The sequence below is a fragment of the Micromonospora fiedleri genome (genome assembly GCF_016774385.1).
GTDB lineage: Bacteria > Actinomycetota > Actinomycetes > Mycobacteriales > Micromonosporaceae > Micromonospora > Micromonospora gifhornensis.
On record NZ_JAETXL010000003.1, the window covers coordinates 300,712 to 323,603 of the forward strand.

At 72.6% G+C, this 22,892-nt stretch carries 18 protein-coding genes and 1 pseudogene; 9 read left to right on the top strand and 10 right to left on the bottom strand.

What is annotated here, in order from left to right; genetic code table 11:
* Positions 1 to 20 precede the first annotated feature (20 nt).
* Positions 21 to 926 (top strand): 5'-3' exonuclease, encoded by a 906-nt coding sequence (locus tag JMF97_RS09135; RefSeq protein WP_203221457.1) that lies wholly within the window; start codon positions 21 to 23, stop codon positions 924 to 926.
* Here the strand turns inward: JMF97_RS09135 and JMF97_RS09140 are convergent.
* From JMF97_RS09140 to JMF97_RS09150, 3 genes are read right to left on the bottom strand one after another with little or no spacing between them, the layout of a single operon-like run.
* Positions 923 to 1,741, bottom strand: coding sequence for a sugar phosphate isomerase/epimerase family protein (locus JMF97_RS09140; protein WP_307816835.1), 819 nt, complete (start codon positions 1,739 to 1,741; stop codon positions 923 to 925). The genes JMF97_RS09135 and JMF97_RS09140 overlap by 4 nt on opposite strands.
* Positions 1,738 to 2,892: a dihydrodipicolinate synthase family protein gene (locus tag JMF97_RS09145; protein WP_203221145.1), complete on the bottom strand. Its 1,155-nt coding sequence runs from the start codon at positions 2,890 to 2,892 to the stop codon at positions 1,738 to 1,740. The genes JMF97_RS09140 and JMF97_RS09145 overlap by 4 nt, the downstream gene beginning before the upstream one ends.
* The gene (locus tag JMF97_RS09150; protein ID WP_203221146.1) at positions 2,889 to 4,040 is read right to left on the bottom strand and encodes a Gfo/Idh/MocA family protein; all 1,152 of its coding nucleotides are present in this window, start codon (positions 4,038 to 4,040) and stop codon (positions 2,889 to 2,891) included. The genes JMF97_RS09145 and JMF97_RS09150 overlap by 4 nt, the downstream gene beginning before the upstream one ends.
* A gap of 256 nt (positions 4,041 to 4,296) precedes the next feature.
* Here JMF97_RS09150 and JMF97_RS09155 point away from each other — a divergent pair, with 256 nt between their 5' ends.
* Genes JMF97_RS09155 through JMF97_RS09165 form a run of 3 tightly spaced genes read left to right on the top strand, consistent with a single transcriptional unit; the run spans position 4,297 to position 9,110 of the window.
* Positions 4,297 to 5,313 carry a LacI family DNA-binding transcriptional regulator gene (locus JMF97_RS09155; protein ID WP_203221147.1) on the top strand — a complete coding sequence of 339 codons (1,017 nt, stop codon included), beginning with the start codon at positions 4,297 to 4,299 and terminating at the stop codon, positions 5,311 to 5,313.
* 47 nt (positions 5,314 to 5,360) lie between these two features.
* Complete coding sequence (locus JMF97_RS09160) at positions 5,361 to 8,063, top strand: hypothetical protein (RefSeq protein ID WP_203221148.1); 2,703 nt, start codon at positions 5,361 to 5,363, stop codon at positions 8,061 to 8,063.
* 42 nt (positions 8,064 to 8,105) lie between these two features.
* Positions 8,106 to 9,110 carry a phosphotransferase family protein gene (locus tag JMF97_RS09165; RefSeq protein ID WP_307816836.1) on the top strand — a complete coding sequence of 335 codons (1,005 nt, stop codon included), beginning with the start codon at positions 8,106 to 8,108 and terminating at the stop codon, positions 9,108 to 9,110.
* 34 nt (positions 9,111 to 9,144) lie between these two features.
* On the opposite strand, the gene JMF97_RS09170 is transcribed toward JMF97_RS09165, so the two are convergent.
* From JMF97_RS09170 to JMF97_RS09200, 7 genes are all read right to left on the bottom strand, one after another.
* Entirely contained in the window at positions 9,145 to 10,065 is a 921-nt protein-coding gene (locus JMF97_RS09170) for a CU044_5270 family protein (RefSeq protein WP_203221150.1), read from the bottom strand.
* Positions 10,062 to 10,646 (bottom strand): RNA polymerase sigma factor, encoded by a 585-nt coding sequence (locus tag JMF97_RS09175; RefSeq protein WP_203221151.1) that lies wholly within the window; start codon positions 10,644 to 10,646, stop codon positions 10,062 to 10,064. Before JMF97_RS09175 ends, JMF97_RS09170 begins: the two co-directional genes overlap by 4 nt.
* An 88-nt stretch (positions 10,647 to 10,734) precedes the next feature.
* Complete coding sequence (locus JMF97_RS09180) at positions 10,735 to 12,537, bottom strand: IucA/IucC family protein (RefSeq protein WP_203221152.1); 1,803 nt, start codon at positions 12,535 to 12,537, stop codon at positions 10,735 to 10,737.
* Entirely contained in the window at positions 12,534 to 13,112 is a 579-nt protein-coding gene (locus tag JMF97_RS09185; RefSeq protein ID WP_203221153.1) for a GNAT family N-acetyltransferase, read from the bottom strand. The genes JMF97_RS09180 and JMF97_RS09185 overlap by 4 nt, the downstream gene beginning before the upstream one ends.
* Entirely contained in the window at positions 13,109 to 14,389 is a 1,281-nt protein-coding gene (locus JMF97_RS09190; RefSeq protein ID WP_203221459.1) for a lysine N(6)-hydroxylase/L-ornithine N(5)-oxygenase family protein, read from the bottom strand. Before JMF97_RS09190 ends, JMF97_RS09185 begins: the two co-directional genes overlap by 4 nt.
* A 35-nt stretch (positions 14,390 to 14,424) precedes the next feature.
* Positions 14,425 to 15,948 (bottom strand): pyridoxal phosphate-dependent decarboxylase family protein, encoded by a 1,524-nt coding sequence (locus JMF97_RS09195; protein WP_203221460.1) that lies wholly within the window; start codon positions 15,946 to 15,948, stop codon positions 14,425 to 14,427.
* Positions 15,949 to 16,088: 140 nt separating this feature from the next.
* Entirely contained in the window at positions 16,089 to 17,120 is a 1,032-nt protein-coding gene (locus JMF97_RS09200; protein ID WP_203221154.1) for an ABC transporter substrate-binding protein, read from the bottom strand.
* A 71-nt stretch (positions 17,121 to 17,191) separates the two neighbouring features.
* Between JMF97_RS09200 and JMF97_RS09205 the strand changes: the two are divergent.
* From JMF97_RS09205 to JMF97_RS09225, 5 genes and pseudogenes are all read left to right on the top strand, one after another.
* A pseudogene (locus tag JMF97_RS09205) lies at positions 17,192 to 18,288 on the top strand (FecCD family ABC transporter permease).
* Positions 18,285 to 19,307, top strand: coding sequence for a FecCD family ABC transporter permease (locus JMF97_RS09210; RefSeq protein WP_203221155.1), 1,023 nt, complete (start codon positions 18,285 to 18,287; stop codon positions 19,305 to 19,307). The pseudogene JMF97_RS09205 and the gene JMF97_RS09210 overlap by 4 nt, the downstream one beginning before the upstream one ends.
* A 29-nt stretch (positions 19,308 to 19,336) precedes the next feature.
* Positions 19,337 to 20,143: an ABC transporter ATP-binding protein gene (locus tag JMF97_RS09215; RefSeq protein ID WP_203221156.1), complete on the top strand. Its 807-nt coding sequence runs from the start codon at positions 19,337 to 19,339 to the stop codon at positions 20,141 to 20,143.
* A gap of 76 nt (positions 20,144 to 20,219) precedes the next feature.
* The gene (locus JMF97_RS09220) at positions 20,220 to 22,259 is read left to right on the top strand and encodes a penicillin acylase family protein (RefSeq protein ID WP_203221157.1); all 2,040 of its coding nucleotides are present in this window, start codon (positions 20,220 to 20,222) and stop codon (positions 22,257 to 22,259) included.
* Positions 22,252 to 22,836 carry a GNAT family N-acetyltransferase gene (locus JMF97_RS09225; RefSeq protein ID WP_203221158.1) on the top strand — a complete coding sequence of 195 codons (585 nt, stop codon included), beginning with the start codon at positions 22,252 to 22,254 and terminating at the stop codon, positions 22,834 to 22,836. Before JMF97_RS09220 ends, JMF97_RS09225 begins: the two co-directional genes overlap by 8 nt.
* The last annotated feature ends 56 nt before the right edge of the window (positions 22,837 to 22,892 follow it).

The following is a 22,892-nucleotide window of genomic DNA, read 5'->3' on the forward strand; positions in this document are numbered from 1 at the left end:
TGGCACAGCAGACCCCGATCATGCTCGTCGACGCGCCCAGTCTCTACTTCCGCGCCTACTTCGGCATCCCCGAGTCGGCCGCGAAGACCGCCGACGGCCAGCCGGTCAACGCCGTACGCGGCTTTCTCGACATGCTCGCTCAACTGGTGCGCACCCGCCGCCCCGGCCGGATGGTGTGCGCGATGGACCACGACTGGCGACCGGACTGGCGGGTCGCGCTGCTGCCGTCGTACAAGGCGCACCGGGTGGCGCCGGAGGGCGGCGAGATCGTGCCGGACACCCTCTCCCCGCAGGTGCCGATGCTCCTCGACGTGCTGGCGGCGCTGGGCATCACCGTGGTCGGCGCGGCCGGCTACGAGGCCGACGACGTGCTCGGCACCCTCTCGGTCACCCAGCCCGGGCCGGTGGAGGTGGTCTCCGGCGACCGCGACCTGTTCCAGTTGATCGACGACGCCCGCGGGGTGCGGCTGCTCTACATCGGCCGGGGCGTGGCCAAACTGGACGACTGCGACGACGCCGCGGTGCGCGCCCGCTACGGTGTGCCGGCCGACCGGTACGCCGAGTTCGCCGCGCTGCGCGGCGACCCCAGCGACGGGCTGCCCGGTGTCGCAGGTGTCGGCGAGAAGACCGCCGCCCGGCTGATCGACAGGTACGGCGACATCGCCGGCATCCTCGCCGCCCTGGACGACCCGGCCTCCGGCTTCGCGCCCGGCCTGCGCGCCAAGCTCGCCGCCGCACGCGACTACCTCGCGGTGGCGCCGAAGGTGGTCCGGGTCGCCCTGGACGTGCCGCTGCCGCCGCTGCCCACCGAGCTGCCGACCGCGCCCGCCGACCCGGATCGGCTGCTCGACCTGGCCCAACGGTGGAACCTGGCCGGCTCCACCCGCCGCCTGGTCGACGCCCTCGCCACCCGCGCCGACGCCTAGACCACCTCGCGCAGGTAGCCGTCGATCGCGGCGGCGAGCACCTGCGCACCGGGACGGGCCCAGACGTCGGCGTGGAAGACCTCCACCTCGATCGGGCCGGTGTAGCCGGCCGCGTCGACCGCCTCGCGCAGCCGGCGCAGCTCGATGCAGCCGTCGCCGGGCAGCGCCCGGCCGAGCAGCACACCCTCGGGCAGCGGGGTGATCCAGTCGCAGACCTGGAACGAGGCGATCCACTCCCCCGCCCGGGCGATCTGCGCGTACACCGTGTCGTCCCACCAGACGTGGTAGGCGTCCACCACCACGCCGACCACGCCCGGGTCGAACCGTTCGGCGATGTCGAGGGCCTGACCGAGGGTGGCGATGACACACCGGTCGGCGGTGAACATCGGGTGCAGCGGCTCGATCGCGAGCCTCACCCCGGCGGCCTCGGCGTGCGGGGCGAGGTCGGCGATCGCGTCTGCCACCCGGGCCCGGGCCCCGTCGATGTCCCTGCTGCCCGCCGGCAGCCCGCCGGAGACCAGCACCAGCACGGGGGCGCCGAGCGTGGCGGCCTCCTCGATGGCACGCAGGTTCTCGTCGCGCCAGCCGTCGGCGCTGAAGAAGCCGCCCCGGCACAGGGTGGTCACCTCAAGTCCGGCGTCGCGGACCAGTTTGGCGGTGCGGGCCAGGCCGTACTCGGCGACCGGTTCCCGCCACAGGCCGATGCCCGGCACACCGGCGGCCACGCAGCCGGCCACCACGTCGGGCAGCGGCCAGTGTTTCGTGGTGGCCTGGTTGAGGGAGAAGCGGCGCAACGCCGTCCGGTCGCCGGTCACTGGGCCACCCCCGCGACGGTGAAGAACGCCCGGGCGCGGGCGGCGGCCAGGTCGGCGTCGGGCAGCAGCCCGGCGTCCTCGGCGAGGGTGAGCAGGGTGGCCAGGTGCGCCGGGGAGCGGCCGGACTGCAGGCCGCCGACCATGGTGAAGTGGTCCTGGTGACCGGCCAGCCAGGCGAGGAAGACGATGCCGGTCTTGTAGTACCAGGTGGGTGCGGCGAACAGGTGCCGGGCCAGCGGCACGGTCGGGGCGAAGATCTCGTCGTACCCGGTCAGCTCACCGCGGTCGAGGGCGGCCAGCGCGGCGGCGGCGGCCGGTGCGATGGCGGCGAAGACGCCCAGCAGCGCGTCGGAGTGCCCGCTGTCGTCGCCCCGGATCAGCTCCGGATAGTTGAAGTCGTCGCCGGTGTAGAGGCGTACCCCGGCCGGCAGCCGTCGCCGCAACGCCACCTCGCGGCCGGCGTCGAGCAGCGACATCTTGATGCCGTCCACTCGCCAGGCGTGGGCCTTGATCAGTTCGATGACGGTGTCGGCGGCCAGGTCCAGGTCGGTCGAGCCCCAGTAGCCGGTCAGCGCCGGGTCGAACATCGGGCCGAGCCAGTGCAGCAGCACCGGGCCGTCGGCGGCGGTCAGCAGGTCGTCGTACACCCGCAGGTAGTCCTCGGCGTGGCGGGCGACGGCGGCCAGGTGGCGGCTGCACATCAGCACCGGCACCGCGCCGGCGGCCTGCACGTCGGCGAGCTGCTCACGGTAGGCGGCGGTGACCTCGGCCAGGGTGGCCGGGCCGGGCGGCAGCTGGTCGGTGGCGACCCCGGCGACGATCCGGCCGCCGACCGCCCGGGCCTGCGCCGCGCTGCGCCGGATCAGCTCCCGGGTGGTCGGATAGTCCAGGCCCATGCCGCGCTGCGCGGTGTCCATCGCCTCGGCCACCCCCAGGCCGTACGACCAGAGGTGCTCACGGAAGGCGAGGGTACGGTCCCAGTCGAGCACGGCCGAGGTGCCCGGGGTGTTGTCGGCGCTCGGATCGGCCACCACATGCGCGGCGGCGTACGCGATGCGGCTGCGCGGCGGACCGTCGGGGCGCGGGTAACCGGCGCCACCGGCCAGCCGCAGTCGCCGCCCGCCGGGCAGGGTGACCGTCGTGCCGCTCACAGCGACAGCTCCGGCACCTCGACGCGACGGCCCTCGCGGGCCGAGAGCAGACCCAACTCGGCCAGCTGCACGCCCCGCGCCCCGGCCAGGAAGTCCCACCGGAACGACTCACCGGCCACCACGTGCCGCAGGAACGCCTCCCACTGCACCTTGAAGCCGTTGTCGAAGTCCTCGTTGTCGGGCACCTCGGACCACTGTGACCGGAAGTCCTCGGTGACCGGCAGGTCGGGATTCCACACCGGTTTCGGGGTGACCGCCCGGTGCTGCACCCGGCAGCGCCGCAGCCCCGCCACCGCGCTGCCCTCGGTGCCGTCGACCTGGAACTCGACGAGTTCGTCGCGGAACACCCGCACCGCCCAGGACGAGTTGAGCTGAGCGATCACCCCGCCGTCGAGTTCGAAGACGGCGTACGCGGCGTCGTCGGCGGTGGCCTGGTAGGGCCGGCCGGCCTCGTCGACCCGGCGCGGGACGTGGGTGGCGGTGGTGGCGGACACCGCACGCACCTCGCCGAACAGCTCCGCCAGCACGTAGTGCCAGTGCGGGAACATGTCCACCACGATGCCGCCGCCGTCTTCGGCCCGGTAGTTCCAGGAGGGACGCTGGGCGGGCTGCCAGTCACCCTCGAAGACCCAGTAGCCGAACTCGCCGCGTACCGACAGCACCTCACCGAAGAAGCCGCCGTCGAGCAGGCGCTTGAGCTTGCGCAGACCGGGCAGGAACAGCTTGTCCTGCACCACCCCGGTGCGTACGCCGGCGGCGCGGGCCGCGCGGGCCAGGTCGAGGGCGGCGGCGGTGTCCTCGGCGAGGGGCTTCTCGGTGTAGATGTGCTTGCCGGCTTCGATGGCCGCCCGGATGGCCTTCTCCCGCTGCTGGGTGACCTGGGCGTCGAAGTAGATCTCGACGTCGTCGCGGGCCAGCGCCGCCGACAGGTCGGTCGTCCAGTCGTCCAGGCCGTGCCGTTGCGCGATCTCGCGCAGCTTGGTCTCGCTGCGTCCGACCAGGACCAGGTGCGGCCAGACGGTGGTGCCGTCGGCCAGCGGCAGGCCACCGGCGTCCCGGATGGCCAGCAGGGAACGCACCAGATGCTGCCGGTAACCCATCCGGCCGGTGACGCCGTTGACGATGATGCCGATCGACCTACGGGTCATGAGGGGTCCTTCCGCAACGAGGCCAGGTAAGCGCTTTCCTGACGCAGCCTAGGGCGCACGGGACCCACGGGGCAAGGGCTTTCCTGGCGGCGACGACGCCGCACTGCCGATGGCAGCACCTCGGCACGAACCGGCCGAACCGGGCCTATCTCCCGGTGTGACCTGCGCGAACCATGCGACGGCAAAACACCCGCCCTGCGGTACGGTGACGCTGGCCGTCACAGGCGCGGCCGACGCGACACGGGAGGGGACGCGGGTGGCGACGCTGTCCGATGTGGCGCGGCGGGCGGGAGTCTCCCCCGCCACGGCTTCTCGAGTGATCAACGGCAGCAGCAAGCCGGTCACCGACGAGTTGCGCGAACGGGTCCTGCAGGCTGTCGCCGAGTTGCAGTACGTGCCCAACGCCCACGCCCAACTGCTGGCCCGATCCCATCGCGGCGCCGTCGGCGTCATCGTGCACGACGTCTCCGACCCGTACTTCTCCGAGATCACCCGAGGGCTGCAACGGGTCGCCACCGACCAGGGTCGGCTGCTGATGATCTGCAACAGCTACCGGGACCCGGACCGGGAGTTGGAGTACGTCGAACTGCTGCGCGGGCAGCAGGTGGCCGCCATCATCCTGGCCGGCTCCGGCTACCACGATCCCGACTTCACCACCCTGCTCAACGGCAAGCTGGCCGCATACGAGGCCACCGGGGGCCGGGTCGCGGTGATCGGCCGCCACGAGCACTCCGGTGACGCGGTGATGCCGGACAATCGCGACGGCGCCCGGCTGCTCGGGCAGGAGATCTGCCGCCTCGGCCACCAGCGCGTCGGGGTGGTGGCCGGGCCCCGGGTGCTGACCACCACCACCGACCGACTGACCGGGCTGCGCGAGGCGCTCGCCGCACACGGTCGGCAGCTACCGGAGCAGCTCGTCCGGTACGCCGATTTCGACCGGGACAGCGGCGCCGAGGCGACCGCCGCCCTGTTGGACGCGGAGCCCGCACTGACCGCGATCGCGGCGCTCAACGACTCGATGGCCATCGGCGCGTTGTCGCTGCTGCGCTCCCGGGCGGTGGCGGTGCCCGATCAGGTCAGCGTCTTCGGCTTCGACGACATGCCGATGGCCCGCGACGTCACCCCGGCGCTGACCACGATCCGGTTGCCGCTTGTCGAGATGGGTGCCCGGGCGATGGCGCTGGCCCTGGACGGCGGTTCCGCCGCACCCCGGGTCGAGTCGCTCACCGCCGAACTGGTCCGCCGCGACAGCTCCGGTCCGCCACCGGGTTGATTGGACCGCCCTCACGCGATTTGCGCGAATGGGATAGATGTAGTCACATGCGTAGACTCCTGATCTCAGCCGCGCTCGCGGTGGCGCTGGTGACCGGGGCCACCGGGCCGGCAGCGGCCGAGCCACCCGAGAACCCCGCTCCCCGGCCCGCCGTCGAAGGCTGGTCGATGGCCGACGGCAAGCTGACCTGGCGCTCCGCCACACCCGTGCCGATGGGCGACGCCGCCGTCGAATTCTGGTCGGGCGAGCGGCGTCTCGGCCCGGCCCGCCCACATCCGGACGGCCGGACGTTCAGCCTCCCGCTGACCGCACCGGTCGAACCCGACGAACTCGCGGTGCGGGCCGGCGGTCGGCGGATCGACGCGGACGCCCCGCGCGAGCGCGCCCGCCGGTCGGGACCGGTCGCCGCCACGGCGGCCCCGCAGCCCGCCGGCCCCGTCGATCCCGGCACGCCCGGACCGTACCGGCAGATCACCGGGGAGTACGACCTGCCCGGGGTCAGCCTGCCGGGGTTCCCGGAGAAGGTCGAGATGCGGGCGGTGGTGGTCGCGCCACAGGGCACCACCGGCGCCCGGCCACTGGCGCTGTTCCTGCACGGCCGCCACACCGTCTGCTACCGGGGTGACGAGGACGTGCCCCAGCAGTGGCCGTGCCCGGCCGGCACCGATCCGATCCCGAGCCATCGCGGCTACCTGCAGGCGCAGCGGCTGCTCGCCTCGCAGGGCTACGTGACCGTGTCCATCTCGGCCAACGGGATCAACGGTCAGGACTGGGCCGCCGCCGACGGTGGCGCCCAGGCCCGTTCCTCGCTCGTGCGGCTGCACCTGGCGAAGTGGGCCGACTGGGCCGGCACCGGCCGTGCCGGCGCACCGGCCATCGTGCGGGCCGCGCCCCGGGCCGACCTGTCCCAGGTGTTCCTGATGGGTCACTCCCGTGGTGGTGAAGGGGTCAGCCGGGCGGCGATGGACTCGCTCACCCCACCGCCGAGGGCGCAGGACGGCTACCCGGGCCGGGTTCGGTGGACCGTACGCGGCATGCTGCTGATCGGTCCCACCCTCTTCGGACACAACCCGGTGCCGGACGTCCCGTCGGTGACCATCCTGCCGGGCTGCGACGGTGACGTCTTCGACCTGCAGGGCCAGATGTTCGTGGACGCCACACGAGGGCTCAGCCCGAGTCGCGCACTGCGCAGCGCGCTGTACGTGATCGGGGCCAACCACAACTACTTCAACACCGAATGGACACCCGGACAGTCGGTGGCACCGTCCCAGGACGACTTCTACACCAGCGACGACGAGCCGGACCCGGTGTGTTCACCGGGCATGCCGAGCCGGCTCACCGCCACCCAGCAGCAGACCGTCGGTGCCACCTACATCGCCGCCGCCGCGCGGCTCTTCGTCGACGGTGACGACCGGGTCCGGCCGCTGCTCGACGGCACCGGCCGGCGGGCGCCCTCGGCCGACCCGGCGCGGGTGCTCGGCCACGCTCTCGGCGGTAACCGCACGCCGGTGCTCACCCCGGACCCCTCGACCCGACTGTCGGGTGGGGCCCGGATCTGCGACCAGGTCACCGATGACCCCGAGCGGTCCTGTCTCGACCCGGCCGACCGCGACGCCCTGCTGGCACACTTCACGCCCTTCTTCTGGACCATCCCCGAGCCCGACCGGTACGCGGCGAAGCTGACCTGGTCGCGCGCCGGCAAGCCGATCCGGCTGGCCCCGGCCCGTCCGGTTTCCGTCGCCGGTGCCCGTGACCTGGCGCTGCGCGTCATCGTGCCGCCGAACACGACCGGCACCCGGTGGGACGTGACAGTCGTCGGCACCGACGGGCGGCGCAGCCGGCTGGGCGAGGTACGGATCGACGGCCTGCCCGGCACCGGCAACACGACCTCGTACTGGGCGCAGGAGGTGCGGGTGCCGCTGGCGGGAGCACCGGCACGGCTGGCCGCCATCGAGGTCACTCCGCGCACCGCGACCGGGCAGGCATGGCTGCTCGACGCGTGGGGCTGGAAGCCGGGCACGCCCGACCCCCGCGCACCCCGCCTGCCCCGGCTGGACGTCGGCACCTTGGAGGTGCAGGAGGGCGACTCCGGCACGACGACCTACGAGATCCCGGTGACCATCACCGGAAGCGGGAGCGCGACGGTACGGATGAACCTGTTCGACCCGATGTCGGACAGCCGGTCCTGGCTGGTCACCGTCCGGCCCGGTCAGCGCAGCATCCGGGTGCCGGCCGAGGTCGTCGGTGACCCGCTGTGGAACTACACCGAGCGGCACCTGCTGACCGCCAAGGCGCAGCACGGCATGGTGGTCGGCAGCTTCATCGGCGGTCTCGACGTGCTCAACGACGATCCGGCGCCGATCATCACTGTCGAACCCGCCCAGCGCGTCACCGAGGGCGAGACGTTGACCTGGCGTTTCACCTCGTCCGCGCCGACGGAGCAGGGCATCTTCGCGATCGCCTGGCCGCAGCCGCCCACCGCCGGGCCCGAGCTGTCCACCATGGACGTCGATCCGGAGTGGTTCACCGAGCACGCGTACTCGCCGGTGGAGCCGGAGCGGCCGCTGTCGCAGACCTGGCTGGTGCCGTACCTGGAACTGGCCCCGGACGCGCTCGTCGCTGAGATCACCGTCCCGACGATCACCGACTCGGTGGTCGAGCCGGACGAGTGGATCGAGCTGCACTTCGACCCGGAGCCGGACGGGCCGCAGCTGCCACCGGTGCTGACCGGCGTGGTGACCGACGGCTGAGCAGGGACACCGCGGTGGCATCGGTACGGATACCCTGTGCCGGTGCCACCGCTGAGCCCCACCCAGCAGGTCCTCTCCCCCGACGACGTGGCCAACTACATCGCCGCCTCCTTCTCAGGTGCACGGCAGGTCGCCGACTGCGGACCGCTGGCCGGCGGCGGTTTCGCCACCGTCTGGTGGGTGCGCCTCGACGACGGCGGGGAGGTCGTCCTCAAGGTCGGGCCACCACCGCAGGTGCCGCTGCTGCGCTACGAGACCGGGATGCTCGCCGCCGAGGCCCGCTACTTCCGGCTGGTCGCCGCCCGCGCCCCGCAGGTGCCGGTGCCCCCGGTGCTGCACCACGGTCACGACCCCCGCCTCGGTGAGTGGCTGGTCACCAGCCGGCTGCCCGGCCGGGCACTGCCCGACCTGGACGGTGCCGACGCGGGCGCACGCTACGACTTCGGGGCCGCGATGGCCACCCTGCACCAGATCACCGGTGACCGGTTCGGCTACGACGCCGGCCGTACCGGCGGCGACACCTGGTCGGCGGCGTTCGCGGCGATCATCGACGATCTGCTCGCCGACGCCGCCGACTGGGACGTCACCCTTCCCGCGCCGCCACAGCGGTTCCGCGAGCTGGTGGCCCGGCACGCCGACCTGCTCGACCAGGTGCGCCGACCCGCCCTGCTGCATTTCGACGGCTGGGACGGCAACGTGCTGGCCGCCCCCGACGCGCACGGGGCGTACCGGATGTGCGGGCTGGTCGACGGCGAACGGTTCCTCTACGGCGACCCGATGCTGGACCTGGTCTCCCCCCTGCTGTTCCGGCGCGCCGAGGACGAGCCGGAGCATCCGTTCCTGCACGGCTACGCCGACGCCGCCGGCACGCCGCTGGTCTTCGACGATCGCGTACGTCGCCGGTTGGCGTTGTACCGGATGCACCTGCACCTGCTGATGACCGTGGAGATGCCCAGCCGGGGCATCACCGTCGACAACGACCCCGGCCGACACACCCTGCTCGCCGAGCTGCTCGACCGCGACCTGGCGGATTTGAGCGCCGACTGACCAACCAGGGTGTGTCCGCGCGCCCGCCGCGCGATCACGGGCGCTGCCCGAGCGTCGGCACCACGGCGCGTTGCAGCACCGCGGTGGTGGCCAGCACGGTGCCGGCCGGTCCATCGGCGGTGTCCGCCACGAGGTAGCTACGCGAGCCGAGGTACTCGAAGGTCCGCTCATCGAAGATCCACTCGTCACGGCGGTCCCGTTCGGTGTACGCGACGGCGGTCCCCCGCCGGCCCGCCGCGTCGGTCACCTGACGGATCACCTCGACGCCGGGAATCCGGGCTGCGGCCCGGTAGAGAGCGGCGCTGGTCTGTGGCGGCACCAGCGATTCACGCAGGATGTCGCCGATCGCGGTGAACGCCGCGCCGTCGCGGCTGGTGCCGTGGCCCCGCTCGGCACGTTCCCGGTAGAGCTTGGCCAGCAGTTCATCCGGGTCGCCGGGCAGATCGACGACCGCCGCGTTCGGCGTCATGTCCGTCAGCGTCACCCGCTCGGGGATCACGCCGATGACCGGCAGTTCGAAGAACGGCTGTCGGAGCAGACCATCGCCCGGCTCGTACCGCGGGATCCAGATCTCCCGCTCGCGTACCGGTCGCAGCCGGGCCGGACCGTCACCCAGTTCGGCGTAAGCGCCCAGGCTCCTGATGTAGACGTACCTCCCGTCGCCCGGTTCCGGCTTCTCGACGACGGCGGCGGCCATCGCGTTCAGCAACGTCGTCGCGGCCGCCGGTTCCGCCTGTTGCACCGTTACGACCAGCGGCGCGCTCTGCGGCACCCCGGGCAGCGCGATCGTCCCGGCCGCGATCACCGCGACCAGTACGCCCGCCACGCCCACGAGCACCAGCGTCCGTTTCGGTCTGCGGGTCGGCCGGGTGATCTCGTTCATCAGGTGCCGGCGCAGGGCCTGCCGGTGCGCGGTGGCCATCGTCGGCACGTGCGGAACAGTCGGCTCGCTCATCGGTACTCTCCCTGCTCGACGGGGGTGCCGCGCGGACGGTCCAGTTCCTGCTGGGCCAGCGCCCGCAGCCGGGTTCGGGCCCGGGACAGCCGCGAACGCACGGTCCCGACGGGAACTCCCAGGGCTTCGGCTGCTGCCGCGTAGTCCAGCTGCGACCAGACGCAGAGCAGGAACACCTCCCGGTCCGCCCGGCGCAGGGCCCGCAGGGCCGCCACGGCGGCGGCGAGCTGGTCGGCGTCGTGCATCCGGCCGACCACGTCGTCGGCGAAGTCCGGCACCGTGTCGCGTACCGGCAGCCGCCGTAGCGCGGCCCGGTGTCGGCGCGCCGCGCGCCGCCGGTTGCGCAGCACGTTGGTGGCGATGCCGAGCAGCCACGGCCGCAGGCTCTCCCCGTCCGGTTGAAGAGACTCCCGGATCCGCCACGCCTCGAGGAAGGTCAGCGACACCACGTCCTCGGCGAGCACCGGGTCGCCCTCGCTCCACACCGCATGCCGATGGACCGCGTCGGCATGCGCGTCGAAGAGTTCGCCAAAGGCGTCGGTGTCGCCGGCTCGGATCCGACGCCGCAACTGTGCTGTCACACCTGTACCTGTCCGTGGCGGCCGACGAGTTCCACATCTGGGGACATGTTCCATCGGCGGCCACGGACAGGTGAGCGTCGGTGGTGAGTCAGGCCGGTGTGTGCCGGGCCAGGGGGTTGGTGAGGGCGCCGACGAGTTGCAGGGCGGCCGACGGGTCGGCCAGGTCGACCATCTGCTGGTTGTCGCGCAGTTGCAGCCGGTTGAGGCAGGACAGGGCGAACTCGGGGGCGAACAGATCGTAGCGGGCCAGCCGGGCGGCCAGCTGCGGTACCCGCGCGGCGTAGTCGGTGGCGCAGTCGGCGACCGTACGCCAGAAGGTCTCCTCGTCGGCGATGCCCTGGTCGGCGAGGGTGGCGCCGAGGAAGCGGAAGAAGCAGTCGAAGACGTCGGTGAAGATCGACAGCAGCTTCATGTCCTCCGGCACCTCGGCGCGGATCCGTTCGACCGCCGGGGGCAGGGTCGCCTCGGTGCTCATCACCACGATCTCCTCGGCGATGTCCTTGAAGATCACCCGTTGTACGGCGTGGTCGCGCAGCACCAGGATGACGTTCTCGCCGTGCGGCATGAACGCCAAGTCGTAGGCGTAGAAGGCGTGCAGCAGCGGGGTGAGGTAGGCGTGCAGGTAACGGCGTAGCCATTCGGCCGGTGCCAGCCCGGAGGCGGTGATCAGTTCGGCGGCGAAGGAGCGGCCGTCGGCGTCGACATGCAGCAGCGAGGCCATGGTGGCCAGCCGTTCGCCGGGGGCCAGGGTGGGCACCGGGCTCTCCCGCCAGAGCGCGGCCAACATCTTGCGGTACGGCGAGTAGCGGTCGGTGGCGGCCTCGTACTGCCGGTTGCGGTAGCCGACGGCGGCCCGCTCCCGGATGATCGTCAGGCCGGTGGCCCGGAACACCTCGTCGGCGGCGATCAGGTCGGCCAGCCAGTCGTTGATGGCCGGGGTGGCTTCCATGTACGCCGCCGACAGCCCTCGCATGAAGCCCATGTTCAGCACCGACAGCGACGTCTTGACGTAGTGCCGGTGCGGCGCGCTGACGTTGAAGAAGGTGCGGATGGACTGCTGGGCGAGGTAGTCGTCGTCGCTCTCGCCGAGGTGCACCAGGCGGCGGCGGGCCACCTCACCGGCGAAGGTCACCGACAGCTTGTTCCACCACTGCCAGGGGTGCACCGGGATGAGCAGGTAGTCGGCCAGGTCGAGGTCGAGGGCGGCCATGGTCTCGGCGAACCGGGCCAGGGTCGCCTCGCCCAGTTCGGTGCGGAGCAGGGTGGCGTAGTCGAGGTCGGCGGCGCTGGTGAAGGTGGCGTGGTCGCGGTGGGCGGCCAGCCAGATCAGGCGTACCGGCCGGGCGGCCTCGGGGGCGTAGCGGTGGTACTCGTCGACGCCGAAGCCGAGACGGCCGTTGTTGGCCACGAAGCAGGGATGCCCCTCGGTCATCGACGTCTCGATGGTCTGGAAGTCGGCCTCGATCAGCTTTGCCGCCGCGGGCAGGGCCCGGTCCAGTTTGTAGGCGCTGCCGGCCAGGGTGGAGCTGATCTCCTCCAGGTAGACCGGCAGGATCCGGTCGGTGAGGCCGAGCGAGGTGCGCAGGTCCAGGCAGAGGTCGACGGCGTCGAGGGGTTGCGGTTGGCCGTCGTGCTGGCGGGTGATGCTGTCCGGGTCGATGTCCCAGTGCTCCAGGGTGCGCAGCCGGGCGGTGAACCGGTAGCGGACGGTGCCGCAGTCGCTGGTCACCGCGTACCAGCGGCGGCCGGTGGGGTCGGCGGCGGGGCCGTCCGGCTCGGGGGTGATCAGCCGCTCGTGGGCGAACTCGGCGAGGGCCTTGCGTACCAGCAGCCGGTTGGCCCGCTCCCAGGTCTGCGGACGCAGGTGGGCGACCGGGTCGATGGTGGTCACAGCGTTGCTCCTTGGCTACGGGTCGCGGCGAGGAACCGCTCGCGGGTGCAGATGCTGAGCAGGGCCTGCTTCTCCGGCTTGGCGATCGGGCCGATCACCTCGAAGCCGACGGCCGCGTTGAGGGCGTGCACGGCGGTGTTGCGGACGTCCGGCTCGACCACCACCCGGGCGGTGTCGGGGTCGGCGAACAGCCAGGACATCACGGTGGTGAGCACGGCGCGGGTGAAGCCGTGCACCGGGGTCTCGGTGGGCGCGCAGAGGAAGTGCATGCCCACGTCACCGGGCTGGGCGTCGTAGAGCCCGACCAGCTCGACCTGGGCCGGGTCGTACCGTTCGGCGAGGAAGGCGGGCTCGCCGCGCCACAGCCCGAGGAAGGCGTCGTGGTGCCGATGCGCGGCGATCCGCTGGTACTCCTCGACGACGGCGGCCAGGTCGGCGTCCTGCATCAGCCAGAACGCCGCCTTCGGATGGGTCACCCAGCGGTACAGCAGCGCAGCGTCGGTGGCCACGTCGAGCGTACGCAGGGCGAACTCGCCGAGCACCGGATCGGTCCGGGTGTGCACGGTGGCGCTCATGCGGGCACCCCGAACTCCTGGAAGGTGATCGACTTTTCGATCGGGTACACCTCCCGGCCGAGCAGCTCGCGGATGATCCACGAGTTGCGGTACGGGCCCATGCCGAGATCCGGTGAGGTGATGCTGTGCGTGTGGGTGCCCCCGTTCTGCAGGAAGATGCCCCGCCCGGTGTGGTCGACGCTGTAGTTGCGGGCCACGTCGAGGCGGCCGTGGCCGTCGAAGCGCAGCCGGTCGCGGATCGGGTCGCAGAAGGCGGGCACCTGGTAGCGGTAGCCGGTGGCCAGCACCAGCCCCTCGGTGTCCAGGGTGTGCTCCCGTCCCTGCTCGACGTGGCGCAGCCGCAGGGTGTGCCGGCCGGTGGACCGGTCGTGGGTGACCCCGGTCAACTCGGTGTTGGTCAGCAGCCGGGTGTTCACCGGGCCGGGCACGCTCGTGGCGTAGAGCAGGTCGAAGATGTCGTTGACCAGGTCGGCGGAGATGCCCTTGAACAGCTGCTTCTGCTCGGCCTCCAGGTCGTAGCGGGTCTGCTCCGGCAGGGCGTGGAAGTAGTCCACGTAGTCCGGTGAGGTCATCTCCAGGGTCAGCTTGGTGTATTCCAGCGGGAAGAACCGGGGTGAGCGGGTCACCCAGTTCAGCTGGTAGCCGTACGTGTCGATGTCGGAGAGCAGGTCGTGGTAGATCTCGGCGGCGCTCTGCCCGCTGCCGACGATGGTGATGCTGCGCTTGGCCCGCAACGCGTCACGGTGTTCGAGGTAGCGGGAGTTGTGCACCGCGTCGGAGTCCAGCCCGGCGCAGGCGGCCGGCAGGTGCGGCGGGGTGCCGGTGCCGAGGACCAGGTGCCGGGCCCGGTGGGTGACGGTGTCGCCGCCGACCGTGGCGGTGACCACGTACTGCTCGCTCGTCGGGTCGTACTCGACGGCGCTGACCTGGTGACCGAAGCGCAGGTTGGGCAGCTTCGCGGCGGCCCACCGGCAGTACGCGTCGTACTCGGCGCGCAGCGGGAAGAAGCTCTCCCGGATGTAGAACGGGTAGAGCCGACCGATCTCCTTGAGGTAGGCGAGGAAGGAGAACGGCGAGGTGGGGTCGGCCAGGGTGACCAGGTCGGCCAGGAACGGCGTCTGCAACCGGGACGACTCCAGCAGCATGCCGGGGTGCCAGGAGACGTCGTCGCGGGCCTCCAGGAACAGCGCGTCGAGGTCGGCGATCGGCGCGGTCAGGCAGGCCAGGCCCAGGTTGTACGGCCCCAGGCCGATCCCGATGACGTCGTAGCTGTCCATCCGCTCCTCCATTGCGGGGTTCTGCGTCGGCATGCTCAGCCCACCCGGCAGGGCACGGCGGGGGTGGAGACGGCGTGGGTGTGCGCGTACCGGCCCGCGTGTTCGGCGATCAGGTCGAGCACGTACGCCACGTCGTCGGTGCTGGTCGCCGGGTTGAGCACGGTGAACTTGAGGTACTGCCGGCCGTCGACCTTGGTCCCGGCGACCACGGCCAGGCCGGAGGCGGCCAGCGCCGACCGGGCGTGCAGGTTCGCCGCGTCGGCCAGCTCCGCCGGGGTGCCGGCGGGCCGCCAGCGGAACACCACAGTGCTCAGCGCCGACGCGGTCAGCACCTCGAACCGGGGGTCGGCGGCCGCCAGCTGCCACGCCTGGGCGGCCCGGTCGCAGACCTCGTCGAACAGTTCGCCGATGCCGTCGGGGCCCATCACCCGCAGGGTGAGCCAGAGCTTGAGGGCGTCGAAACGGCGGGTGGTCTGCAGCGACTTGTCGACCTGGTTGGGGATGCGTTCGGCGACCATCCGGGCCGGGTTGAGGTAGTCGGCGTGCCAGGTGGCGTGCCGCAGCGTACGCCGGTCGCGGACCAGCACGGCGCTGGAGCTGACCGGCTGGAAGAACGACTTGTGGTAGTCGACGGTCACCGAATCGGCCCGCTCGATGCCGTCGAGCAGGTGCCGGCGGGTCGGCGAGACCAACAACCCGCAGCCGTACGCGGCGTCGACGTGCAGCCACACACCGGAGGTGGCGCACACCTCGGCGATCTCGTCGAGCGGGTCGATGGTGCCGAAGTCGGTGGTGCCGGCGGTGGCGACCACCGCGAGCACGGTCAGGCCGGCGCGCCGGCAGCGGTTGATCTCGTGGCGGACGGCACCGGCACGCATCCGCCGGTCCGGGCCGGTCTGCACCACCACGACCGCGTCCGGGGCCAGGCCCAGCAGCTTGGCGGCCTTCTGCACGCTGAAGTGGCCGGCGGCCGAGGTGATGATCCGCAGGTGGGGCAGCAGGATCCGCCGGTCGGTCGGGCTCGCCCCGGCCAGGGCCTCCTCCCGGGCCAGCAGCAGCGCGTGCAGGTTGGACTGGGTGCCGCCGCTGGTGAACACCCCGTCGGCGGCCGGGCCGAGACCGATCCGGGCGGCGGTCCAGTCGATCAGGCGCCGTTCGATCAGGGTGGCGCCGGCGCTCTGGTCCCAGGTGTCCATCGAGGAGTTGACGGCGCTGAGCACGGCCTCGCCGAGCAGGGCCGGGATGACCACCGGGCAGTTGAGGTGGGCCAGGTAGCGCGGATGGTGGAACCAGACGGCGTCGCGCAGGTACACCTCGTCGAGTTCGTCGAGGGCGGCGGTGGTGTCGCGCAGCGGCCGGTCCAGGTCGATCGCGTCCACCAGCGGCGCCAACTGCTCCGGGCGTACGCCGGTGAACGGTCCGGTCGCCTCGGCGACGCGCCGGGCCACCCGGTCGGCACCGGCTGTCACCGCGGCCCGGTAGTCGTCGACTGTGCCGTCGTGGAACAGGTGGGCTCGGGCGGCGCTCGGCGGTGGCGCGGTGTGCACCGGCAGGGTCATGGACGTGTCCTCCACGCTCGGCGGTTCGGTTTCCGGGCAGCCGGAACCCGCCGCCCGCGCGGCGCGCGGCGGGTTGGCGTCGATGAGGGTGGTGGGCGGACGACCGGCGGTCACGGGTCACGCGGGTCGTCCGTGGCGGATCAGGTCAGCTTCTTCGCGCCCTGGATCGCCTTGGCGAGGTCTTCGAGCAGCGGGGCGGCGCCGGCGTACGAGAAGCGGGGCACCGCGTCCCACGGGGTCACCTGGCCGGCCTGCACGGCGGGCAACTGCTTCCAGGTGGGCTTGGCGGCCAGGTCGGCCGGTTGCAGGGCGGTGCTGCGGTTGTCGAGCAGGATCAGGTCGGCCGGGAACTTGCCGGCGTTCTCCCAGCTGAGCGCCTCGAAGTAGTCGCCGGACTCCAGCTTGGTGGGCACCACGATGTCGACGCCGAGTTCGGCGAAGTACATCAGGTCGGTGCTGACCTTCGGGTTGGAGACGTAGAACAGGTCCGGGCTGCCGGAGGCGGCCAGCACCTTGATGCCCGGGTTGGCCTTGGCCGCCTGGCGTACCGCCTCGGCGGCGGCCTCGAAGCGCGCCTTGGCGTCGGTGACCTTCGGTGCCGACAGGTCGGCGCCGAGGGATTCGGCGAGTGCGGCGTAGCGTTCGATCGGCTTGGTCATCGGGACGCGGGCGGTGGTGATGGTGACCACCGGGGCGAGCGGGAGGATCTTGTCCTTGCTCTCGTCCGGCACGTACCAGTAGGCGCCCGGGTCGTACATGTGGGTGACCAGCAGTTCCGGGCGCAGCGCCGCGTACTTCTCGACGCTGAACTCGCCCCAGACGTTGCCGAGGATCTCCACGCTCTCCACGTCCAGCTCGCCGGCCTGCGGTTCCTTGCTGCCGTCGGCCTTCTTCGTCTCGCCGAAGACGCCGACCACCTCGCGCCCGAGTCCGAAATCGACCAGGGCGGCCGCCGAGCCGGTGAAGGCCACCACCCGGGCCGGCCGAGCCGGCGCGGTGACCACCTCCGGGCGGTCGTCGGTGAACGACCACGGCCCGGAACCGGTGCTGTTGCTGGCCTTGTCGGTCTCGTCCCGCCCGCAGCCGACGAGCGCAGCGGCGAGAGCGGCGGCGCCACCGGCGGCGAGCAGGCCCCGACGGGAGAGGCGGCGGGCGGAAACGGGATCAGGCATGGTGTCGTCTTCCGATCAGGGTGCATGGATGGCCATGGACAGCCGGGGTTAGGCTAACCTAACCTAACTGCCTGTCAAGTCCCGCACGGCGTTTCGCACCGCACTGGAGTTCACACTGTCCGTCACCAAGTCGCCTCCCGCCGCGACACCGCCACGGGACCAACCACCGCCGCGGGCAGGTCATGCCGCGTCACGCGCCGCCGGCCTCGGCGTCGCCGCGCTGGCTCTGGTCGTCGTGGTGGTGCTCAGCATCGCCGTCGGCGCCAAACCGATCCCCCTGACGCAGGTGTGGGCGTCCCTCACCGACCCCGGTGCCGTCGACTACGCCGTCGTGCACGAAATGCGCCTGCCCCGCACCCTGCTCGGGCTGCTCGCCGGCCTGGCGCTCGGCACCGCCGGCGCGGCGATGCAGGCGCTGACCCGCAATCCGCTCGCCGACCCCGGTCTGCTCGGCATCAACGCCGGCGCCGCCGCCGCGATCGCCACCGCCTCGTTGCTGTTCGGGGTGGGCGGTGGCACCGGTCAGGTCTGGTTCGCCCTCGGCGGCGCCGCCGCGGTAACCGTGGGCGTGTACGCCGTCGGTGGCGGCCGCACCGCCACCCCGGCCCGGCTGGCGTTGGCCGGTGCGGCACTCAACGCGGCCCTGTACTCGTACGTCAGCGCGGTGATGCTGCTCGACTCCGCCGGGCTGCAACGGCTGCGGTTCTGGACCGTCGGCTCGCTGGCCAGCGCCGACGATGCCACCGTACGGCGGGTCCTGCCGTTCATCGCGGTCGGTCTGGTGGCCGCGCTGGCCGCCGCGCGACCGCTCAACGCGTTGGCCCTCGGCGACGACACCGCCCGCGCCCTGGGCGCCCGACCGGCATGGATCCGGGCCGCGGTGATCGCCGCCATCACACTGCTCTGCGGCGCGGCCACCGCCGCCTGCGGACCGATCGTCTTCGTCGGGCTGCTGGTGCCGCACCTGGTGCGTACGCTCACCGGGCCGGACCTGCGCTGGCTGCTGCCGTACTGTGCGCTGCTGGCGCCGGTGCTGCTGCTCGGCGCCGACGTGCTCGGCCGGGTCCTCGGCCGTCCCGGCGAGTTGCAGGTGGGGCTGGTCACCGCCGTGCTCGGTGGTCCGCTGTTCCTCTGGCTGGTGACCCGGACGAGGACGGCCCGCCCATGATCGTGATTCGGGTTCCGGGCCGCCTCTCGCTGCGGCTGCACCCCCGCGCCCTCGCCGTCGGCACGACCGGCCTGCTGCTCACACTCGCCGTCGGTGTGCTGGCCGTCGGCCACGGCGACTATCCGATGTCACCGGCGGACGTGCTGCGCACCCTGACCGGTGGCGGCAGCCCCGCCGAGGACTTCATCGTCACCCAGTTGCGCCTGCCCCGGCTGGTCACGGCGTTGGCCGTGGGTGCCGCGCTCGGGCTGGCAGGTGCGGTGTTCCAGGCCCTGGTCCGCAACCCGCTGGGCAGCCCCGACGTGCTCGGCTTCACCCAGGGCGCGGCGACCGGCGCGCTGATCGTGGTGGTCGTCGGCGGCAGCAGCGCCGCCCTGGCCGGGGCCGCCGCGATCAGCGGTGTGCTCACCGGTCTGCTGATCTACCTGGTCGCCTGGCGGCGCGGCGTGCACGGCTACCGGCTGGTGCTGGTCGGCATCGGCGTGTCGGCCATCCTCACCGGCGTCAACGGCTACCTGCTGACCCGCGCCCCGCTGATGGAGGCGGCCCGGGCGATGCTCTGGCTCACCGGCAGCCTCGACGGTCGCGGCTGGTCCGACGCCGCGCCGCTGCTGGCCGCCCTCGCGGTCACCGTACCGGTGCTGCTGGCCTGTGGCCCGGCGCTGCGGATGACCGAGTTGGGCGACGACACGGCCACCGGGCTCGGCGTACCCGTGCCCCGGCTGCGGATGCTGCTGCTGGCCACGGCGGTCATCCTGGTCTCCCTGTCGGCGGCCGCCGCCGGCCCGGTGTCGTTCGTCGCGCTCACCGCCCCGCACCTGGCCCGTAGGCTGACCCGGGCACCCGGCACCAACCTGCTGCCCGCCGCGATCATCGGCGCGCTGATCATCGTGGTCGCCGACCAGGTGGCGCTGCGGGCCTTCCCCAGCCAACTGCCGGTCGGCGTGGTGACCGGGGTGCTCGGCGGCGGCTACCTGGTCTGGCTGCTGGCCACGCAGCGCCGGGCGGGCCGGCTGTGACCCGCGACAACGAGAACGGAGCAACCGGCATGCCGACCTCCCGGCTGGGTGGCAGCAGACTGCGGCTGGCCTACGAACGGCGGATCGTCGCCGACGACCTGACCGTCGCCGTACCGGACCGGTCCTTCACGGTCATCATCGGCCCGAACGCCTGCGGCAAGTCCACCCTGCTGCGGGCGTTGTCCCGGCTGCTGAAACCGTCCGTGGGGGCGGTGCTGCTCGACGGCGAGGACATCCAGCGACGGCCGGCCCGGGCGGTGGCCCGTACCCTCGGGCTGCTGCCCCAGTCACCGATCGCACCGGACGGCATCGGGGTGGCCGACCTGGTGGCCCGGGGCCGCTACCCGCACCAGGGGCTGCTGCGTCAGTGGTCCCGCGACGACGAACGGATCGTGGCCGAGGCGATGGCCGCGACCGGCGTCGCCGACCTGGCCGACCGACTGGTCGACGAACTCTCCGGCGGCCAGCGGCAACGGGTCTGGTTGGCCATGGCACTGGCCCAGCAGACCCCGCTGCTGCTGCTCGACGAGCCGACCACCTACCTGGACATCGCTCACCAGATCGAGGTACTCGACCTGTGTGCCCGGCTGCACGAGGAGCAGGGCCGTACCCTGGTCGCGGTGTTGCACGACCTCAACCACGCCGCCCGCTACGCCACCCACCTGATCGCGATGCGCGACGGGCGGGTGGTGGCCGCCGGCGAGCCACGCCGGATCGTCACCGCCGAACTGGTCGAGGAGGTCTTCGGGCTGCCCTGCCGGGTCATCGACGACCCGGAGACCGGCACCCCGCTGGTCATCCCGGCCGCCCGCATCCGCACCGGAGGCCGGGCATGAGCGAGCGCAGCGAGCGAATCATCAGGCTCAGTGCGGTGGTGCCTCATGCCGGCACGCAGCGCAGCGGAGTGCCGGCATGAGCGGGCGGTACCGCGACGGGTACGGGATTCCGCATCTGCGGGCCGCCGACCACGAGGCGTTGGCGTTCGCCCAGGGCCAGGTCACCGCGCGGGACCGGGCCTGGCAGATCGAGGTGGAACGGCACCGCTCCCAGGGCAGCAGCGCCGCCTTCCTCGGCCTGGAGGCGCTGGCCTGGGACAGCTTCGCCCGCCGGGTACGGCTGGACGACACCGCCCGCCGCTGCCACGCCGCCCTCGACCCGGCGACCGCCGCGTGGGTGGGTCGCTACGTCGACGGGGTCAACGCCGGGCTGGCCGCCGGTGCGGCACGCGCGCCCGAGTTCGCCGCCACCGGGCTGAGCCCCGGACGCTGGGAGCCGTGGACGCCGCTGGCGATCTGGCTCGGCCATCATGTGCTCTTCGCCGGTTTCCCGGGCAAGCTCTGGCGCGAACACGTGATCCGTCGGCTCGGTCCGGGCGCGGCCCGGCTGTTCGCCGTCGACGGGCACGTCACCTCCGGCAGCAACGGCTGGCTGCTGGCTGGCGAGCGCACCGACACCGGCGCGGCGCTGATCGCCGGTGACCCGCACCGTTTCATCGAGGCCCCCGGCATCTACCAGCAGATCCAGCTGGCCTGCCCGGAGTACGACGTGCTCGGCTTCGCCGTGCCCGGCGTACCGGGCATCGCCCATTTCGGGCACGCCGGCACGGTCGCCTGGGCCATCACCAACGCCTCCGCCGACTACCAGGACGTGTACGCCGAACGCCTGCGCCGCGACGGGGACGGTGTCGAGGCGTACGGGCCGCAGGGGTGGCAGCCGGTGCACCGGCACGTCGAGACGATCGAGGTGGCCGGTGGGGATCCGGTCGAGGTCGAGGTGATCGAGACCGAGCGCGGGCCGGTGATCTCCGGGGGTCCCGAGGAGCAGCCCGAGGTGACGGTCAGCCTGCGGTATCCGCCCCGGGTCACCGGGGATCTCGGTTTCGCCGTACTGCCTGCGCTGCTGCGCGCCCGTACCGTCGGCGATCTGGACGCCGCGCTTGACGGCTGGGTGGAGCCGGTCAACGTGGTGCTGGCCGCGGACACCGGCGGTGGGCTGCTGCACCGGGTCGCCGGCCGGGTGCCCCGCCGCCACGCCGACAACGGGCTGCGGGTGGTGCCCGCCTGGGAGCCCGCGTACGCCTGGCAGGGCTGGCAGCCGATGCCGAAGCGCCCGGTCGACCAGGTAGCGGTGATGGCCAACGAACGCAGCATCTCCGCCGGCCTCGGCGTGGAGTACGCCCCGCCGTACCGGGCCGACCGGATCCGTGAGCTGCTCGGCGAGCGCACCGACTGGCGGGCCGAGCAGATGGCGTCCGTGCACACCGACACCTACCTGGCGGCGGCCGGACCGCTGCTGGAGCTGCTCGCCGACGTCGACGGACTCAGCGCGCCGGCCCAGGCGCTGCGGGATCGGCTGCTGCGTTGGGACCGTCGGATGGCCGCCGACAGCCTCGACGCGGCCCGCTTCGCCGACCTGCGGGCGGCGGTGGTCCACGCGCTCGCCACCCACCCGGCGCTGGCGGAGCTGACCGCACCACCGGCCCACCCGGAGGTGTTCACACCCTGGCTGACCCTGGTGCCCCGGATCGGGTACGCGCTGCCCTCGCTGCTGCGCGCCGACCTGCCCGGCCTCGACCCGGCGGAGCTGGTCCGGGCCGCAGCCGAACAGGTCGCGACGGCCGACGACACCCGCCGCTGGGGCGAGCGGCACCGGCTCGCGCCGTGGCGGGCGCTGCCCGACCCGGCCGCCCCACCGGGACCGGAACTGGCCGGTGACCACGACTGCGTGCTGGCCACCTCCAGCATTCCCGGCGTCACCGACCTGTGCGGGCGCGGCCCGGCCGCCCGCTACGTGTGGGACCTGGGCCGGCGGGAGAACAGCCGGTGGGTGGTGCCACTGGGCGCCACCGGCGCCGGGCCGCACCACGACGACCAACTACCCCTGTGGGTACGCGGCGAACTGATCGAGGTGACAGACGACTGGCACCGGCTGACCGAGGAGCACGATGACTGACCACTACCGACGGCAGGTCCCCGGCTTCGGGGTGGTCACCTTCCGGCCGGTCGACCCGGACGCCGACGCCGAGGTCATCCACGGCTGGACCAGCCAGGAACGGGCCCGGTTCTGGGGGATGCGCGACGCCGACCGCGACCGGGTCGCCGAGATCTACCGGTACGTCGACTCGCTGCCCACCCACCACGCCTGGCTGACCCTGCGCGACGGGCAGCCGGTGGCGCTGTTCCAGACCTACCAGCCCGAACACGACCCGGTCGGCGAGTGCTACCCGGTACGCCCCGGCGACCACGGCGGTCACCTGCTGATCGGCACCCCGGTACGCCCCGAGCCGGGCTTCACCGGCACCCTGCTGGCCGAGTTCATCGCGTTCGTCTTCACCGACCCCACCCGGCTGCGGCTGGTGATGGAGCCGGACGCCCGCAACGACAAGGCGATCGCCCGGCTGAAGCGGGCCGGTTTCGTCGAAGGCCCACTGATCGACCTGCCGCACAAGCGGGCCCGGCTGATGTTCCTCGACCGCGCCCCGGACTCCGCCGACGGCCCTCCCACCGCCGGTTCGGCCCACGGGCGGTGAACTGGCCCGCCGATTGCGTCGGACCCGGGTGATTGGATCGGCGAAACGCGAATGGG